The 16,589-nt window shown below is 63.1% G+C and carries 17 protein-coding genes; 5 read left to right on the plus strand and 12 right to left on the minus strand.

Annotated elements, in window-relative coordinates:
* Positions 1–128: 128 nt before the first annotated feature.
* A complete protein-coding gene (locus HWW83_RS12175) occupies positions 129–413 on the minus strand; it encodes a DUF1435 domain-containing protein (RefSeq protein WP_033641783.1) in 285 nt (94 codons plus the stop codon).
* Between the two features lie 260 nt (positions 414–673).
* Here HWW83_RS12175 and HWW83_RS12180 point away from each other — a divergent pair, with 260 nt between their 5' ends.
* A complete protein-coding gene (locus HWW83_RS12180) occupies positions 674–1,753 on the plus strand; it encodes a GGDEF domain-containing protein (protein WP_033641782.1) in 1,080 nt (359 codons plus the stop codon).
* Positions 1,754–1,798: 45 nt separating this feature from the next.
* Here HWW83_RS12180 and HWW83_RS12185 read toward each other — a convergent pair whose 3' ends face one another.
* Entirely contained in the window at positions 1,799–2,395 is a 597-nt protein-coding gene (locus HWW83_RS12185) for a TetR/AcrR family transcriptional regulator (RefSeq protein ID WP_069101052.1), read from the minus strand.
* Between the two features lie 136 nt (positions 2,396–2,531).
* Here HWW83_RS12185 and HWW83_RS12190 point away from each other — a divergent pair, with 136 nt between their 5' ends.
* Positions 2,532–3,728: an MFS transporter gene (locus tag HWW83_RS12190; protein WP_069101051.1), complete on the plus strand. Its 1,197-nt coding sequence runs from the start codon at positions 2,532–2,534 to the stop codon at positions 3,726–3,728.
* A 10-nt stretch (positions 3,729–3,738) separates the two neighbouring features.
* On the opposite strand, the gene HWW83_RS12195 is transcribed toward HWW83_RS12190, so the two are convergent.
* A complete protein-coding gene (locus HWW83_RS12195; protein WP_176589366.1) occupies positions 3,739–4,644 on the minus strand; it encodes a LysR family transcriptional regulator in 906 nt (301 codons plus the stop codon).
* A 108-nt stretch (positions 4,645–4,752) separates the two neighbouring features.
* Here HWW83_RS12195 and HWW83_RS12200 point away from each other — a divergent pair, with 108 nt between their 5' ends.
* A complete protein-coding gene (locus HWW83_RS12200; RefSeq protein ID WP_046688202.1) occupies positions 4,753–5,955 on the plus strand; it encodes an MFS transporter in 1,203 nt (400 codons plus the stop codon).
* A gap of 1 nt (position 5,956) precedes the next feature.
* On the opposite strand, the gene fucP is transcribed toward HWW83_RS12200, so the two are convergent.
* The 7 genes from fucP to HWW83_RS12235 are packed head-to-tail and all read right to left on the minus strand — an operon-like array spanning position 5,957 to position 12,118.
* A complete protein-coding gene (gene fucP, locus HWW83_RS12205; RefSeq protein ID WP_033637000.1) occupies positions 5,957–7,186 on the minus strand; it encodes an L-fucose:H+ symporter permease in 1,230 nt (409 codons plus the stop codon).
* 40 nt (positions 7,187–7,226) lie between these two features.
* Positions 7,227–7,586, minus strand: coding sequence for an L-rhamnose mutarotase (locus HWW83_RS12210; RefSeq protein ID WP_096242793.1), 360 nt, complete (start codon positions 7,584–7,586; stop codon positions 7,227–7,229).
* Complete coding sequence (locus HWW83_RS12215; protein WP_116286732.1) at positions 7,583–8,359, minus strand: L-fucose dehydrogenase; 777 nt, start codon at positions 8,357–8,359, stop codon at positions 7,583–7,585. The genes HWW83_RS12210 and HWW83_RS12215 overlap by 4 nt, the downstream gene beginning before the upstream one ends.
* Positions 8,337–9,200, minus strand: coding sequence for an amidohydrolase family protein (locus HWW83_RS12220; protein WP_176589326.1), 864 nt, complete (start codon positions 9,198–9,200; stop codon positions 8,337–8,339). Before HWW83_RS12220 ends, HWW83_RS12215 begins: the two co-directional genes overlap by 23 nt.
* A gap of 14 nt (positions 9,201–9,214) precedes the next feature.
* On the minus strand, positions 9,215–10,492 hold the full coding sequence (locus HWW83_RS12225; RefSeq protein WP_160203951.1) for an L-fuconate dehydratase: 1,278 nt from the start codon (positions 10,490–10,492) through the stop codon (positions 9,215–9,217).
* 14 nt (positions 10,493–10,506) lie between these two features.
* Positions 10,507–11,352, minus strand: a complete 846-nt coding sequence (locus tag HWW83_RS12230; RefSeq protein ID WP_101453552.1) for a fumarylacetoacetate hydrolase family protein — start codon at positions 11,350–11,352, stop codon at positions 10,507–10,509.
* 25 nt (positions 11,353–11,377) lie between these two features.
* Positions 11,378–12,118 (minus strand): SDR family oxidoreductase, encoded by a 741-nt coding sequence (locus HWW83_RS12235; RefSeq protein ID WP_101453553.1) that lies wholly within the window; start codon positions 12,116–12,118, stop codon positions 11,378–11,380.
* Between the two features lie 236 nt (positions 12,119–12,354).
* Here HWW83_RS12235 and HWW83_RS12240 point away from each other — a divergent pair, with 236 nt between their 5' ends.
* On the plus strand, positions 12,355–13,113 hold the full coding sequence (locus HWW83_RS12240; protein ID WP_033641770.1) for a FadR/GntR family transcriptional regulator: 759 nt from the start codon (positions 12,355–12,357) through the stop codon (positions 13,111–13,113).
* 125 nt (positions 13,114–13,238) lie between these two features.
* Positions 13,239–14,381 (plus strand): D-alanyl-D-alanine-carboxypeptidase/endopeptidase AmpH, encoded by a 1,143-nt coding sequence (gene ampH, locus HWW83_RS12245; protein WP_025305189.1) that lies wholly within the window; start codon positions 13,239–13,241, stop codon positions 14,379–14,381.
* A 34-nt stretch (positions 14,382–14,415) separates the two neighbouring features.
* Here ampH and hpaC read toward each other — a convergent pair whose 3' ends face one another.
* Both hpaC and hpaB read right to left on the minus strand, forming a co-directional pair.
* A complete protein-coding gene (gene hpaC / locus HWW83_RS12250) occupies positions 14,416–14,931 on the minus strand; it encodes a 4-hydroxyphenylacetate 3-monooxygenase, reductase component (RefSeq protein ID WP_004933156.1) in 516 nt (171 codons plus the stop codon).
* Positions 14,932–14,947: 16 nt separating this feature from the next.
* Positions 14,948–16,510, minus strand: a complete 1,563-nt coding sequence (hpaB, locus tag HWW83_RS12255; RefSeq protein ID WP_019454961.1) for a 4-hydroxyphenylacetate 3-monooxygenase, oxygenase component — start codon at positions 16,508–16,510, stop codon at positions 14,948–14,950.
* Positions 16,511–16,589: the final 79 nt, after the last annotated feature.

Below are 16,589 nucleotides of genomic sequence, written 5' to 3' on the forward strand. Positions count from 1 at the left end.
CTTACGGACGTGAGGGTTCAAGTCCCTCTCTTCGCACCAATTGATGATCTCCCCGGCAGTATCCTCGAAAAAATCCCAACGCATTGATGAATCACACGCTAAAGCGTGATTTTGCCGTTTCCGGCGTTTCACCCGAAGCTGAAGTTCAGGCTGACAGCCGCCAGGCCGCCCGCCAGCGCCATACAGGAAGGCAGCAGCAGATAGTGGCGCAGCCGGCTGTTGAACAACATGACCAGCGTGGCCAACATCGCTATCACGATCAGGGTGCGCAACTGCACCATATCCAGGTCGATCAAGGCCAGCAGCGGCATCAGCGCACAAGGCAGCAAAACGCCCCAGGCGCTGGCCAGGCGATCCCCGAGGCACCAACTGACGCCCCACAGCCCGCACGCGGCAATCATGGCGGTGAGCATGACAACCCCCCTTCAAGTGATAATGATAACCAATATCATATAACACTTTTTTGGCCGCCGCATCATTTTCACTGCGCTGACCAAACCCAGATGACACCAGCATGAAAAAATGATAATTTGACATAAGAAAATTCCTAGTCCTGTTTGCATGATAATAATCACAATCCTCAACCATGCAATTCAAGTGGATATTCGCGCCAAAGGAATGCTTCTCAACCTTAATTATTCGACAGAACGACTTTGCAAAGAGTGACCTCCGTATGAACGCCCGTTCTTATCAGGAATTACTGAACAGCAAGCAGCGCCTGGCATTATTTCTTTTTCTGATAATGAATGCCGCCTCTTCCGTATTTACATTATTGTTCCCTTTTAGGGATACGCCCGCATTTACCCTACCTTTATTATGTATACCGCTATTTTGTCTGGTAGCGGCGCTATTGTCCCTGCAAACGCCACGCAAATACTTGTGCAAACTCAACCTGTTCGCCGGCGTGCTCGGCCTGCTCTGGGCCGCACATATTTACGTTAAAAGTCAATATTGCCTACCGAATAACCAAGATTTTTTATTAATTAGTTTGTTTAGCATCTTTTTTATCAGCGCTATTTCCCTGACGGACAACTTTACCGCCTTTTGTTTACACGCCGTGCCTTCCGCAATGGTGATCCTGGCTTTAGACGGCATGCATAATACCCTGCGGATATTATTCACCACGCTATTACCTATTATCGCTTTCTCCATCCACCACCTGATGTTGAAACGCAGTGAAATCTTTACTCACGCGCTGGTGGCCAACCTGTATAACGAGCGAGATAAATTCAATAATTTGAGCATGATCGATCCTCTGACCGGCCTTTATAACCGGCGCGGGCTGGAGAATAAGATCACGATGCTGCTGGAACCGCAAACCGGCCATCATTACGTGCTGTTGCTGGATATCGACCACTTCAAGGTCTATAACGACAGCTACGGCCACGCCATGGGCGATCGGGCGTTGGTGCAGGTGGCGGTCGCCATCCGCGATGCGGTGCGTTCGCGCGACATCGTGGTGCGTTACGGCGGGGAAGAATTTTTGGTGCTGCTGACCAACGTGCACGAAGGCTACGCGGCGCAGCTGGCCGAACGGGTGCGCCAGCGGGTGGCGGAGCTGAACATCCCGCACGGCGCCAGTCCGCAGCACAGCGGCACGCTGACGCTCAGCGCCGGCATCTCCGCGTTGGAAAAACTGGACATCGAATCGGCGATAGGCGCGGCCGACGCCGCGCTCTATCTGGCGAAGCACAGCGGCCGCAACAATATTCAGCTGGCGCAAAACGTCGAGCCCGCTGCCGTTCACTCTTAAGCCGCCGTGGTAACGGCGCGGCGGCTGACATCAACACTTATACGGCTATACGGCGGTGGAACGCAGCCCGTTCAGCAACAGGTTCAAACTGGCCAAGGCTTGTTCCAGCCCCACGTCTTTTTCCGGATGATGGGCGACCCACAGCGCGGCATCCATCAGGCCGCCGTTGATTAAATGCGCCAGCGCTTCCGGATCGGCAACGGCGATACGCCGCTGCGCCATCAATAACTCCAATGCGCCCGTCATCCAGCTGATGCACGCCAGCTTGCTGGCCCGCAGATATTCAGCTCCCAGCACCGAAGGTGAATCACGCAACAGAATGCGTTGCGCTTGCGGCTCCGTCATCATGATCAGATAACTGCGGCAACGCGCCGCAAAAGCCTCCCAGTCATCCGCAGTACTCGCGGTTATCTCAGCCAGATGCGCATCCATCTCCGCATCTATCGCCTGCACCACCGCCAGGAACAGCCCCTTTTTATCGCCAAAATGGTGATAGAGCGCGCCGCGCGTCAGGCCGGCCTGGGCGGTGAGATCATCCATCACCGTTTCGGCATACCCCACGTTGCCGAATTGCAGGCGGGCCGCCGCCACCAGCTTTTGTCGGGTTTCTTCAATCATTTCGGTACGCGCTTTACGTGCCATGGGTTCACTCCCGCCTCGTTATTGATGACGTTATAATTGACATACGCTATGTATGTCAATTAACGTAACATACGTGGCGTATGTCAATGATGGACATTGAGCGAATACCGAGCCGCAACATTCCGGAGCCCATTTTATGGCAAATCCTTATTTCAAACTGTTCACCGCCCCGGGCAGCAAGGCGTTTTCCTCTGCCGGGCTAATCGCGCGCCTGCCGGTCTCGATGACCGGCATCGGCATCATTACCATGCTCTCGCAGGTACGCGGCTCCTATTGGTTAGCGGGCGCGGTGGCGGCGACGTTCGCCTTTTCCATGGCGCTGCTCGCGCCGCAGATCGCGCGCGCAGCGGATCGCTTCGGCCAACGCCGAGTGCTGCCGTATGCCACCGGGACCAGCGCGATCGCCCTCTTGCTGCTGCTGATTTGCACTCGCTGCCAGGCACCGGATTGGGCGCTGTTCGTCTTCGCCGCGCTCGCGGGCGGCATGCCCAGCATCTCCGCGATGGTCAGAGCTCGCTGGAGCGAAATTTATCGCGGCACGCCGCAGCTGCACACGGCATTTTCATTCGAGTCGGTGTTGGACGAAGTCGCCTTTATCATCGGCCCGCCGATCGCCGTGGGGCTCAGCGTTTCACTTTTCCCAGAAGCCGGTCCTCTGGTGGCCGCGCTGCTTCTGGTGGCGGGCGTCACGGCATTCGCCTTGCAAAAAAGCACACAGCCCCCGGTTTACACCCACAACAGCGAGCGGCAGCGCGCCATCCTGGCTATGCCGTCAATGCAAATTCTGGTGCTGGCGCTGATCGCCCTGGGCACCATTGTCGGCACCGTGGACGTCATCAGCGTGGCCTTCGCCGAGCAGCAAGGCCAGCCGGCCGCCGCCAGCATCGTGCTGTCGGTTTACGCGTTTGGCTCCTGCCTCGCCGGGCTGATTTTCGGCGCAATGAAGATCCCCGTCCCCTTGCCCCGCCTGTTCTTATACGCGGCGTTCGCCACCGCATTCACTACCCTGCCGCTGCTGTGGGTGCACAATGTCTTGACGCTGGCGGCGGCGATGTTTGTCGCCGGACTGTTTTTCGCGCCGACCATGATCATTGCCATGGGGCTGGTTGAAAACATCGTGCCCCCCGCCAGGCTGACGGAGGGATTGACCTGGATGGTCACCGGTCTGGGGATAGGCGTGGCGTTCGGCGCAGCCCTGGCGGGCCTGGCGATCGACGCTGCGGGGATAACGGCCGGCTTTGGCGTCACGCTCACGGCCGGCCTGGTCGTACTGCTGGTGGCGGCCGGCGGCTATCGCCTAATGCGGCGAACGCTGGCCTTGAAAGCGGCGTAAACCGCCTGCGCTAAACGGTTTCCCAAATCGCCTTGCCCTGCCAGCGCCGTTCGATCGCCGCCAGAAACAGTTTCACTTTGGGGGAGAGATGGCGTCGGCTGGGATAGACGGCGCAGATCGGCGGCCCCGGGCGACAATAGCGTTCCGGCACCAGCGTGCCGGCCGCCATCTGTTCACCGACCAGAAACGCCCCTACCTGACACAGACCGGCCCCGGCGACGGCTGCATCCCGCAATGCCTCGACGTTGTTGAAACGCATCCGGCCGCGCACCGGCTGTTCGTGCAGTTGGCCGTTAACCCGATAGCGCCAGGGCGCCGGCAATCCCTGGTGGCTGAAGACCAGCGTCTCGTGATCGCCCAGCGCCTCCGGTGTCGCAGGCGTGCCGTAGCGCGCCAGATAGTCCGGCGCCGCGCAGGTGATCAGGCGGTGCGGCGCGAGCACCCGCCGCACCAGCCGACTGTCGTCGCTGCCGCCGACGCGGATCGCCATGTCGATGCCGTCGCGCACCAAATCGCTGTAATCGTCGGAGAAGCTGACGTCGGCGTCCACCTCCGGCCACTGCGCCAAAAATTCCCGCAGAATCGGCAAAATATGCAACCGCCCCAACGAGACCGGCACATCCAGCCGCAGCCGCCCGCGCGGGGTTTGCCGCCGCGTATTGAGCGCCGTTTCCGCCTCTTCGGCCTGCGACAGGATGCGCTGCGCATATTCGTAAAACACCGCGCCGTCTTCGGTCAGGCTGACGCTGCGCGTGGTGCGTTGCAGCAGCCGGGTCGCCAATCGCGCCTCCAATCGGTTCACGCATTTGCCCGCCGCCGATCGGGAGATGCCCAGTCTCTCGGCCGCCAGCGTGAAGCTGCAGGCGTCGGCGACGCGAATGAATACCAGCAGGTCGGTCAGGTTATCCAACGGCATAGACGGTAAATTAGCCACGCTTTGTCCCCAATGTTGCGCATTCAGGCCAGTTTATCAGCCATTTTGGCGCGGATACACTGAGGTTCGTCATCTGTTGGGAGAGTCATTATGAGTGCCTTACACGCCGACGGCGGCGCAAAAGCGTGGCTGGCGACCTTCGCGGTCGGCCTGTCCACCTTTACCGTCGTCACCGCAGAAATGCTGCCCGTCGGGCTGCTGACCCCGATCGTCAGCACCCTGAACGCATCGATCGGCCGCGCCGGGCTGCTGATTTCCCTGCCGGCCCTGTTCGCCGCGCTGTTCGCCCCGCTGGTGGTGCTGGGCGCCCGGCGCACGGACCGCCGCAACCTGCTGGCGGGCTTTCTGCTGCTGCTGATCGCCGCTAACCTGCTGGCCGCCGCCGCCACCTCCCTGGCGCTGCTGTTCGCTGCGCGCATTCTGCTGGGCTTTTGCATCGGCGGTATCTGGGCCATCGCCGGCGGGCTGGCGGAACGCCTGGTGCCGCCGGCCTCCGTCGGATTGGCGCTGTCCATCATCTTCGGCGGCGTAGCGGCGGCCTCGGTGTTCGGCGTGCCGCTCGGGGTATTCCTCGGCGAAGCGCTGGGCTGGCGCATGGCGTTTCTGGCGGTCGCCGTTCTGGCGGCGCTGACCCTGCTCCTGCTGGTGTGCGTGCTGCCGCCGCTGCCGGTCACGCAGGCGATCGGCTGGCGGTCGTTCACCGCGCAACGCGCGAATCGCCGGCTGCTGACCGGGCTGCTGCTGACGTTTCTGCTGGTCGCCGGTCACTTTATGGCTTACACCTTTGTCCGTCCGCTGCTGCAGACGGTCTCCGGCACCGAGAGCCGCTGGGTGGGGCCGCTGCTGTTCGCCTACGGCATCGCCGGCCTCGTCGGGAATTTTATCGCCGGCCAGGCCGCCGCCAAACGACTGTGCCGCACCCTGGCGCTGATCGCCCTCGGGCTGGCGCTCGCCGTCCTGCTGCTGCCGCTGCTGGGCCACACGCCGCTGAGCGGCGGCGCCTTCCTGCTGCTGTGGGGCATCGCCTACGGCGGCGTTTCCGTTGCGCTGATGGCGTGGATGCTCAAGGCGGCTCCCGATGCGGCCGAGGTCGCCTCTTCACTGTATATCGCGCTGTTTAACCTGGCGATTTCCTGCGGTTCGCTGGTGGGCGGGCTGGTGGTGGATGCCGGCGGCCTGACGATAAACGGCGCGCTGTCCGGCCTGGTGCTGCTGCTGGCGTTGGCCATCCTGATGGGGACCCGGCGGCAGATGCCGAAAACGGCGGCGAAGGCCGATTCGCCGCCGGGTTGAATCAGGCGCGGCGCTGCCGCAGGCCGTAAACCAGCACCACCGCGAAGCACAACAGCGGCAGCAGATAAGAGAGCGCGGTGCTGTAACGGTCAGCCAGCGCCCCCATAAAGTACGGCATGATGGCGCCGCCGACGATCGCCATGATCATAAAGGAGCTGGCGCGCTTGGTGTGTTTACCCAGGTTTTTCACCCCCAGGGCGAAAATGGTCGGGAACATGATCGACATAAAGAAGAATACCGCGATCAGCGCCACCACCGACACGCCGTCAACGCTCAGCATCACCACGCCGCACAGCGCGATGTTGATCAGCGCATAGGCCGCCAACAGCGTCGCCGGCTTGACTCGCCCCATCAACCAGGTGCTGAAGAAGCGCCCGACCATAAAGCAGATCATGGCGATCGACAGCAGGTAAGAGGCGCTCTGGTTAGACACCTCGCGCCAGTGTTCGGTGGCATAGTTGATGAAGAACGCCCCTACGCCCACCTGCGCCGCCACGTAAAAGAACTGCGTGATAACCCCGCCGACGAAATGCGGATGCTGCCACAATCCCTGCGCTATCACGCCGTGTACCGGTTTTTCCTCTTCGCGGATCGCCGGCAGCCGGGTGCGGCTGAACAACAGCGCGATCAGCAGCACCAGCACGGCGATCGCCACATAGGTCATCTTCACCGCGCTCTGATCGCCGCCGCCGGCGGACTGGCTGGCGGAGAAGAACAGCGTGCCGCCGATCAACGGGCCGATAAACTGCCCGAGGCCGTTGAACGACTGGGCCAGGTTGAGCCGCCGTTCGGCGCCCTGCGCGTCGCCCAGCACCGTGGCGTACGGGTTGGCGGCCGTTTCCAGGCAGCCCAAACCGCTGGCGATAACGAACAGCGCGAACAGGAACACGCCGAAGCTGTTGGCCGACGCCGCCGGCACGAACAGCAGCGCCCCCAGCGCATACAGACACAGCCCGACCAGAATGCCCGCCTTATAGCCCTTGCGGTCCATAAAGTATCCGGCGGGCAGCGCCACCAGGAAATAGGCGCCGAAATAGGCCGCCTGCAACAGCCCCGACTGCGCCTTGGTAACGTGCAACGTCTCCTGAAAATGTTTGTTTAATACGTCCAGCAGGCCATAGGACAGCCCCCACATGAAGAACAGGCTGGTGACCAGGATAAAGGCCCAGCGCAGATTGGCGGTCACGGGGACGCCCGGCTGCGCGGAGGCCGCACTTTTTTCAGCAAGCATGGTGATACCCTCGTATCGTCTGGCGATGATGATGTTGGCGTTATTGCTGTTGCAGAGAGAAAATCCGCGCCATTTCCACCCATTTTTCGCCCTGCGGCGTCCAGGGGGTGGCGGCCTGGTAGTGCCACATCAGCGCTTCCCATCGCTGTACTTCGGGGTTGTTCAGGCTGGCGGCGTCAAAACGCGCGGCGTCGAAATCGGCGCTGACCTCCACGATCATGAACAGCCGGGTGCCCAACCGGTAAATCTCCATGTCCAGAATGCCGTGCTCGCGCAAATGCACGGCGATGCCCGGCCAAATGCGCTGATGATGCTGCTGGTACTCCGCAATCAGCGCCGGTGAGTCAATCAGATCGAGCGCCTGGCAGAAACGGCGCCGCCCTGCCGCCGCGCCGCTCACGTCAGCGCCCGATCGAGATGCAGGTAGCCGCCGTCCACCGACAGCCACTGTCCGGTGGTGTGTGATGACCGCGACGACAGCAGAAACGCCACGGTATCGGCGATCTCCTGCGGCGTCGTCATGCGCTGCCCGAGCGGAATGCGCGCGGTGATCTTCTCCATCTGCCGCTGCGGGTCGGCGAAGGTGTTGAGCCAGCGCTGGTACTGCGGGGTGATCACCTCCGCCGGCACCACCGCGTTCACCCGCACCCCGTCATGGCGCAGCGACACCGCCCATTCGCGCGTCAGCGCCAGCACCGCGCCCTTGGCGGCGGTGTAGCCGCTGGTGCCGCCCTGGCCGCTGAGCGCGGTCTTGGAGGCGATGTTTACGATGGCGCCCCGGCTCTCCCGCAGCGCTGCCTGGCACAGGTGCGCCATCAGGTAGTAGTGCACCAGGTTCTTTTCCAGCGAGCCGACGAACGCTTCACGCCCCGCCTCCAGCCCGACGCCGTCGTTGACCCCGGCGTTGTTCACCAGCCCGTCAATGCGGCCGAAGGTCGCCAGCGTCTGGCTGACCGCCCGGCGGCAGGCCGCCTCGTCGCACAATTCGGTGAGGATCACCCCGGTGCGCGGCTGCAGCCGCTGCAAATCGGCCAGCAGCGCCGCCTCCGGCGCGGCGTTGGTGACCAGCACCGGGATCGCCCCCTCTTCAGCCAGCACATGAGCAATCGCCGCGCCGATGCCGGCACCGCCGCCGGTGACCAGCACCACCTTATCTTGCAGATACAGATCCATAACCAGACTCCGTTAACCCGTAAATTCGCCGGGCGGTATCGCCCCAAATCGCCGCCTGCTCGGCAGCCCCCAGCGTCGACAGCGCCCGTTCGCACAGTTGCACCACCTGGCGGTAGTCGCCGGCCAGCAGGCACACCGGCCAGTCGGAGCCGAACATCAGCCGCTGCGGACCGAACGCCTCCAGCGCGGCGTCGAAGAACGGCAGCAGTTCCTCCGCCCGCCACCGGCCACCCGGCGCCTCGGTGATCAGCCCCGAGAGCTTGCAGGCCACGTGCGGCAGCGCCGCCAACGGCCGGATTTGCTGCGCCCAGTGCCGCGCGCCGCGCGCGATGTCCGGCTTGCCGAAGTGATCCAGCACCAGCCAGTGTTGGTCGTGGCGGCCGGCAAACGCCGCCGCAGCCGCCAGCTCCCGGTGCGTCACCAGGATCTCGTACACATACCCGGCACGCTGCAGCGTTTGCATGCCGCGTTCCACCTCCGGCCGCGCCAGCCAGGCCGCCGGATCCGCTTCGTCCTGCACCTGATGGCGCACCCCGCGCAGCGCGGCACGCGGCCGTAAGGCCTCCAGACGCTGCGCCAGCTGCGGCGTGGCGATGTCCAGCCAGCCCACCACGCCGCATATGCCTTCGCTCTGCTCAGCCAGCGCCAGCAGGGCCAGCGTCTCGTCCTCGCTGGGGCGCGCCTGCACCGCCAGCGCGCCGTCGAAACCGTGTTCCCGCAACAGCGGCCGCAGCCGGGGCGGATCGAAATCCTGCCGCAGCACGCGCATCCGCTCGTCGATCCACGGGTAGTGCCGTGGGTGATAGCGCCAGTAGTGCTGGTGAGCGTCGATGCGCGGCATGCGATCCTCCCGGCTCACCCGCGGAACCGATACTGCTCGATCGAAGACGGATGCATCTCGATCGAATAGCCGGGACGGCTCGGCGGCATGTAGGCCGCACCGTTGATCACGCAGGGATCGACAAAGTGCTCATGCAAATGATCGACGTACTCGATCACCCGGCCTTCGTGGGTGCCGGCAATGCACAGGTAGTCGATCATCGACAGGTGCTGCACGTACTCGCACAGCCCGACGCCGCCGGCGTGCGGGCAGACCGGCAGCTGGTATTTGGCCGCCATCAGCATCACCGCCAGCACTTCGTTGACGCCGCCGAGGCGGCAGGCGTCGATCTGCACCACGTCCACCGCGCCACGCATGATGAACTGCTTGAACATGATGCGGTTCTGGCACATCTCACCGGTGGCCACCTTGACCGGCGCCACCCCTTCGCGGATGCGGCGATGCCCTTCGACGTCGTCCGGGCTGGTCGGCTCTTCGATAAACCAGGGTTTGGCGAACGCCAGATGTTTCACCCACGGAATGGCTTCATCCACCTCCCACACCTGGTTGGCGTCGATCATCAGCCGGCGATCCGGGCCGATCACCTCACGGGCGATGCGCACCCGGCGAATGTCGTCTTCCAGATCGCGCCCGACCTTCAGCTTCAGGTAGGAGAAACCGGCGTCGACCGCTTCCTGGCACAGGCGGCGCAGCTTGTCGTCCGGGTAGCCCAGCCAGCCGGCGGAGGTGGTGTAGCAGGGATACCCCTCCTGCAGCAGCCGCTCCAGACGCTGCTCTTTGCCCTCGGCCCGCTGTTTCAGCAGCGCCAGCGCTTCCTGCGGCGTGATGCAGTCGGTGATGTAACGGAAGTCGATGCAGCGCACCAGCTCCTCCGGCGTCATCTCCGCCACCAGCCGCCACACCGGCTTGCCGACCGATTTGGCCCACAGATCCCACACCGCGTTGACCACCGCGCCGGTCGCCAGGTGAATGGCCCCCTTGTCCGGCCCGATCCAGCGCAACTGGCTGTCGCTGGTGAAACGCCGCCAGAAGGCGCCCATGTCGGCGGCGATATCCTCCAGCCGCTCACCAACGATCTGATGTTCCAGCGCGCGGATCGCCGCACAACAGATCTCGTTGCCGCGGCCGATGGTGAACGTCAGCCCGTGGCCGCTGAGATCCGCGCGATCGGTCTCCAGGATCACGTAGGCGGCGGAATAGTCGGGATCCGGATTCATGGCGTCGGATCCGTCCAGCCCCAACGAGGTGGGGAAACGAATGTCTTCAACCCGCAGTGCGGTAATGGTGGTCATGGCGGCGCTCCCGGTTAAGCCTGTACGGTTTGCTGGCGCTGTTCGCCCAGCCCTTCGATGCCCAGACGCATCGTCTGGCCCGCCCGCAGATAGACGGGCTGCGGTTTCTGCCCCATGCCGACGCCCGGCGGCGTACCGGTGGAGATCACATCGCCCGGCTGCAGGCTCATAAAGCGGCTGAGGTAGCTGACGATTTGCGGAATGCGGAAGATCATGGTGCTGGTGTTGCCGTCCTGATAGCGCTTGCCGTCCACCTCCAGCCACAGGTTCAGGCTGTGCGGATCGGCGATTTCGTCGGCGGTCACCAGCCAGGGGCCGATCGGCCCGAAGGTGTCGCAGCCTTTGCCCTTGTCCCAGGTGCCGCCGCGCTCAATTTGATATTCGCGTTCGGAGACGTCGTTGATCACGCAATAACCGGCGACGTGGCGCATCGCCTCCGCTTCGCTGATGTAGCGCCCGCCCAGGCCGATCACCACGCCCAACTCCACTTCCCAATCTGTTTTCTGCGAGCCGCGCGGGATCTCCACCCGGTCGTAGGGGCCGACCACCGCGCTGGTCCATTTGTTGAACACCACCGGTTCTTCAGGAATGGCCGCGCCGGTTTCCGCCGCGTGATCGGCGTAGTTCAGGCCGATGCAGATGAACTTGCCGATGCCGCCGACGCAGGCGCCGAGGCGCGGCTGCCCCTCGACCAGCGGCAACGCGGCGCTGTCCAGCGCGCGCAGTTTGGCGAGCGACGCCGGCGATAACGCGGCGCCGCCCACGTCGGCGATATGCTGCGACAGATCGCGCAGGCGGCCCTGCGCATCCAACATGCCGGGGCGCTCTTGCCCGGGTTCCCCATAACGTAAAAGTTTCATGCGTTCCTCTCTCAAAAATGGCGGCTCAGTTGCTCCAGCCGCCGTCGATGATCTGCACCGTGCCGGTGGTGTACGAACTGGCGTCGGAGGCCAGATACAGCGCCAACTGGGCAATTTCCTCGGTGGTGCCGATGCGCCCGATCGGCTGGCGGGCAACGAACGCCTGATACACCTCTTGCTCGCTACGCCCCTGCTCGCGCGCCTGCTCGGCGATGCGCTGACGCAGCGACGGCGATTCCACCGTGCCGGGGCAAATGGCGTTGCAGCGGATGCCCTGGGTGACGTAATCCGCCGCCACCGAGCGCGTCAGGCCGATCACCGCCGCCTTGCTGGCGCCGTAGGCGAAGCGGTTCGGCACCCCTTTCACGCTCGAGGCCACCGAGGACATGTTGATGATCGAGCCTTTGCCGCGCGCCAGCATGCCCGGCAGGAAGGCGCGGATCATGCGGAACATCGCGGTCACGTTGAGATCGAGCGCGAACGCCCACTGCTCCTCGCTGCAATCGAGGATCGATCCGCTGTGCACCACACCGGCGCAGTTGAACAACACGTCGATCGGGCCGATCGCTTCCGCCGCCGCCGCAATGGCGGCCGGATCGGTGACGTTCAGCGCCAGCGCGCGGATCCCGGCGCAGTCCTGCAGGCGCTCGAGGTTGATGTCGCTGGCGATCACGTCGGCGCCGGCGGCGGCGAACAGCCTGGCGGTGGTGAATCCGATCCCTTGCCCGGCGGCAGTGATCAGTACGCGTTTCCCGGTTAAATCCATCTTGACTCCTCGGCCTAAAGGTCTAATGGTCAGGCCACTAAAGGCGGTTAAAGGTCAGGCCTCTAACATGACAAAAGACGCTTTACGCGTTATCGTTGGGGGAAGAAGTTAATAAAAACAGCCTTGAAACTGCATTTCAATTAACCATTTTTTTACACTTGAATAACGATTACTCAAGCGCCTTGTCGCATAATTGTGCGCCAAATCACTGAACGCCGAATCGTCAAAGGTCAAAAATGCCGATTACCCGACTGGAAAACCCAAGGATTTACAGACAGATAGCTGACCAGCTCAAACGTCTTATCGAGAACAACGAATTTCCGCCGGGCAGCCGCCTGCCCTCGGAGCGCGATCTTGCCCAGCAGTTGCAGGTCAGCCGCGCGTCGGTGCGCGAGGCGCTGATCGCGTTGGAAGTGATTGGCCTGGTGGACGTCAAGGTGGGCAACGGGGTGATCGTGCGTTCGCAAACGCCGCCGCCGGCGTCGCAAGAACCGGTCATGGCCCAGGCCGGCCGCAACCAGTGGGCGGAAATCGACGACGAACTGAATATCGAGCTGGATTTCAACGCCGAGCTGCCGCCGTTTTCACTGCTGCAAACCCGCCTGTTGATCGAACCGGAGACCGCCGCGCTGGCCGCGCGCCACGCCACCGACGAAGAGCTGGCGGGCATCCGCGCCGCCTATGAGCAGAACTGCCGCGATAACCGGGCCGGCTCCGCCACCCACCCCGGCGATAGGCTGTTCCACATCCGCATCGCCCAGGCCAGCGGCAACCCGGCCTATGCGTTCATCATCGGGCACCTGCTCGGCCACCGTTACGGCAGCATGTTCCGCGTGCTGCAGCGCCACTATACGCCGGACGACATGCCGCACCGTTCCGAGCTGGAACACCGGGCGATCCTGGCGGCAATTGAAGCGCGCGACGTGCGCGGCGCCCGCAAGGCGATGAAGGCGCACCTGGACGAAGTGATCGCCATTTTCGCCCGCGCGCAATAGGCCGCGGCGGTTAAAAATTTTTATCGCCACCGCTCTTTTTTCTACATGCAGCAGGGGCCTGGGGGCATTACACTGGGCGACGAATAACGCCCTTTCCCGCTGCATTGTTAAATGGATAACGACCGTTGAAGAACTCTGTCTCCGCTTTATTGCTGGCGCTGGGCCTGTGCGCCGCGCCGCTGGCCGTGCAGGCCGCGCCCCCGCAGCTGGCTTCGCAAATCGTCGACCAGTATGCCGAACATATTTTCTACAACAGCGGCGCCACCGGCATGGCGCTGGTGGTGATCGACGGCAATCAAGTGGTTAACCGCAGCTTTGGCGACACCAAGCCCGGCAACAACCTGCGCCCGCGCCCGGATTCGCTGATCCGCATCGCCTCGATCACCAAGCTGATGACCAGCGAAGTGATGGTGAAAATGGCGGCGGCAGGCCAGGTCAAGCTGACCGACCCGCTGCGCAAATATGCCCCCAAGGGCGCCTATGTGCCGGCTTACAACGCCGGCCAGCCGATCACCTTATTGAACCTGGCGACCCACACCAGCGCGCTGCCGCGCGAGCAGCCGGGCAAGAAGCCGCCGAAAACGCCGGTGTTCACCTGGCCGACCAAGGCCCAGCGCTGGCAGTGGCTGGCGCATGCCAACATCACGACGCCGCCGGGCGTGCACGCCGCGTATTCCAACCTGGCGTACGATCTGCTGGCCGATGCGCTGTCGCGCGCCGCGGGCAAGCCATACAACGCGCTGCTGAAAGAGAAAATCACCGCGCCGCTCGGCATGGTCGACACCACGCTGACGCCGAGCCCTGAACAATGCTCGCGCCTGATGGTGGCGGCGGCCGGCCCAAGCGCCTGTCGCGACACCACCGCCGCGGCCGGCAGCGGCGGCGTCTACTCCACCCCGCGCGACATGCAGCGCTGGATGCAGCAGTTCCTCTCCTCCAGCGCCAGCGGCCCGCGCAAAGCCACCGCCGCCAGCGAGCAAACCATGTACTTCCAGCGCCACGATCTGGTGTCGCTGAAGGGCATGGACGTGCCGGGGCAAGCGGATGCATTGGGATTGGGCTGGGTGTATATGGCGCCGAAGGACGGGCTGCCGGGCATCATTCAGAAGACCGGCGGCGGCGGCGGATTCATCACCTACATGGCGATGATCCCGGCGAAAAACGTCGGGGTGTTCGTGGTGGTGACCCGTTCGGAGCTGAGCAAGTTCACCAACATGAGCGATCCGGTCAACCGCCTGGTGAGCGATCTGGCGGCCAACAAGAGTTGAGATGGGGGGGCGCAGCTGGCTGCGCCCCCAGGCGTCAGGCCGGCACCGCCATCTGATGGATCACCGAATGGAAGTTGCGCTTGAAGTAGATCAGGCCGTTGCCGGCTTCGCTCAGCGCGATCTGCTTGATCTGCACCAGGTACATCTGGTGGGTGCCGATGCTCTGGATCTGCTCGATCTCCCCTTCCAGGCTGGCCAGGGTATTGCGCAGCACCGGCTGCCCCAGCGCGCCGAGCTGCCACTCTTCCAGCCGGAAACGATCTTCCATGCTGACGCCGGTCATGCCGGCGAAGTGGCGCGCCATCAGTTCCTGCTCGTGGTTGAGCACGTTGACGCACAGCCTGCGGTTTTCCTGAAACACCGGGTTCATCGCGCTGTTGCGGTTGATGCACACCAGCAGCGTCGGCGGCGTATCGGTCACCGAACACACCGCCGTGGCGGTGATGCCGCAGCGCCCCGCCGGGCCGTCGGTGGTGACGATATTCACCGCCGCCGACAGGCTGGCCATGGCGTCGCGAAAGCGCAGCCGCTGTTCATTTTCCTGAGACATACAACCTCCTCCTGAATTACTTCAGCAGATTATCCAACTGATTAATATCGTCATTGTTCCGCAGGTGCGGCACCTTCCAGCCGTGCTGATCGTAATCGGCCAGGCACTTGTCGACCATCTGCATCATGCGATCCATGTTGCCGGATCCCTGCGCGTGGCGCAGGCACTGCAGGCGGATCTCATCCTGGCTGCCGGCGTAGTTGATCTCATACAGCTCGTGGCGCCCGCCGAACTCGCTGCCGATCGCATCCCACATCAGCTTGAGGATCTTGATGCGTTCGACGTGATCCATGCCGTCCGATCCACGCACGTAGCGCGCCAGGTACTTGTCGATCTCCGGGTTGTTCATGTCGCGCACGCTGGACGGCAGGTAGATCAGGCCGCTGGTGACGTTCTTCTCGATGATGTGTTTCACCTTGGTGTAGGCCATCGGCGCCATCACGCGGTAGGTCTGCAGCGCGGCGGAATCCGGCAGGTAGGCGCCGTTTTCCCATTTTGTGGCTTCGGCACACATCGCGTCGCTCAGCGACCAGAACAGGTTGCGCCAGGCCACCACTTCGCCCAGATCGGCCTGCACGCCGCGGAACTCCAGCACGCCGGTACACGAGAGGCTCTTTTGCAGCAGCGCGGTGATAAAGTCCATCTTCACCGCCAGGCGCACGCAGGCCTGCAGCGGGAACAGCCGGGCGAAACCGCCCTGGGTGCTCCAGCGGCGGCAGCGATCGAAATCGCGGTAGATCAGCACGTTTTCCCACGGGATCAGCACATGATCCATGATCAAGATCGCGTCGTTCTCATCGAAGCGGCTGGTGAGCGGGTAGTCGAACGGCGATCCGGTGGCGCCGGCCACCAGCTCGTAGGAGGCGCGCGAAATCAGCTTCACCCCTTCGGCGTCCATCGGCGCCACGAACATCAGCGCGAAGTCCGGGTTATCGCCCATCACCTGCGCCGAACCGAAGCCGATGAAGTTGTAGTGGGTCAACGCCGAGTTGGTGGCCACCACTTTGGCGCCGCTGACGATGATGCCGGCGTCGGTCTCTTTCTCCACCTGAATGTAGACGTCCTTCACCTCGTTGACCGGCTTGTGGCGGTCGATCGGCGGGTTGACGATGGCGTGGTTGAAATAGAGCCCGGTTTCCTGAATGCGTTTGTACCAGTGGCGCGCGTTGTCGGCGAACTGGCCGTAGAACTCCGGATAAGCGCCCAGCGCGCAGCCGAAGGCCGCCTTATAATCCGGCGTGCGCCCCATCCAGCCGTAACTTTGGCGCGACCAGTCGGCGATGGCGTCACGCTGCTGGCGCATCTCTTCCGGGCTGCGGGCATAGCGGAAGAACTTGTGGGTGTAACCGCCGTTGCCGGTGTCGGTATTCCAGCACAGGCGATCCTGGCTGGCCGGATCGTGCAGCGCGTCGTACAGCTGGCCGACCGAGGCCGCCGCATTGCGGAACGCCGGGTGGGTGGTGACGTCTTTTACGCGTTCGCCGTAAATGTAGATTTCGCGGCTGTCCTGCAAACTTTTCAGGTACTCGGCGCCGGTGAACGGACGCTTGCTGTCGGCACGAAAGTCTTCTGGTTTCATCGGGTCTTCCTCGTCATCGGCATTTTTCAGGCCGTGGAGCCGGCCATTTGTTAAAATAATGTTTTCTTTTGGTTGCTTA

Source organism: Serratia ureilytica, from assembly GCF_013375155.1.
In the GTDB taxonomy this organism is placed as follows: Bacteria; Pseudomonadota; Gammaproteobacteria; order Enterobacterales; family Enterobacteriaceae; genus Serratia; species Serratia ureilytica.

Coding starts and splice junctions, on each gene's coding strand:
- HWW83_RS12200 (WP_046688202.1), top strand. CDS start 4,753: ATGAGTGCCTTACACGCCGACGGCGGCGCAAAAGCGTGGCTGGCGACC.
- HWW83_RS12190 (WP_069101051.1), top strand. CDS start 2,532: ATGGCAAATCCTTATTTCAAACTGTTCACCGCCCCGGGCAGCAAGGCG.
- HWW83_RS12240 (WP_033641770.1), top strand. CDS start 12,355: ATGCCGATTACCCGACTGGAAAACCCAAGGATTTACAGACAGATAGCT.
- HWW83_RS12195 (WP_176589366.1), bottom strand. CDS start 4,644: ATGCCGTTGGATAACCTGACCGACCTGCTGGTATTCATTCGCGTCGCC.
- HWW83_RS12235 (WP_101453553.1), bottom strand. CDS start 12,118: ATGGATTTAACCGGGAAACGCGTACTGATCACTGCCGCCGGGCAAGGG.
- fucP (WP_033637000.1), bottom strand. CDS start 7,186: ATGCTTGCTGAAAAAAGTGCGGCCTCCGCGCAGCCGGGCGTCCCCGTG.
- HWW83_RS12225 (WP_160203951.1), bottom strand. CDS start 10,492: ATGACCACCATTACCGCACTGCGGGTTGAAGACATTCGTTTCCCCACC.
- hpaB (WP_019454961.1), bottom strand. CDS start 16,510: ATGAAACCAGAAGACTTTCGTGCCGACAGCAAGCGTCCGTTCACCGGC.
- HWW83_RS12230 (WP_101453552.1), bottom strand. CDS start 11,352: ATGAAACTTTTACGTTATGGGGAACCCGGGCAAGAGCGCCCCGGCATG.
- hpaC (WP_004933156.1), bottom strand. CDS start 14,931: ATGTCTCAGGAAAATGAACAGCGGCTGCGCTTTCGCGACGCCATGGCC.
- HWW83_RS12215 (WP_116286732.1), bottom strand. CDS start 8,359: ATGGATCTGTATCTGCAAGATAAGGTGGTGCTGGTCACCGGCGGCGGT.
- HWW83_RS12220 (WP_176589326.1), bottom strand. CDS start 9,200: ATGCCGCGCATCGACGCTCACCAGCACTACTGGCGCTATCACCCACGG.
- HWW83_RS12180 (WP_033641782.1), top strand. CDS start 674: ATGAACGCCCGTTCTTATCAGGAATTACTGAACAGCAAGCAGCGCCTG.
- HWW83_RS12175 (WP_033641783.1), bottom strand. CDS start 413: ATGCTCACCGCCATGATTGCCGCGTGCGGGCTGTGGGGCGTCAGTTGG.
- HWW83_RS12185 (WP_069101052.1), bottom strand. CDS start 2,395: ATGGCACGTAAAGCGCGTACCGAAATGATTGAAGAAACCCGACAAAAG.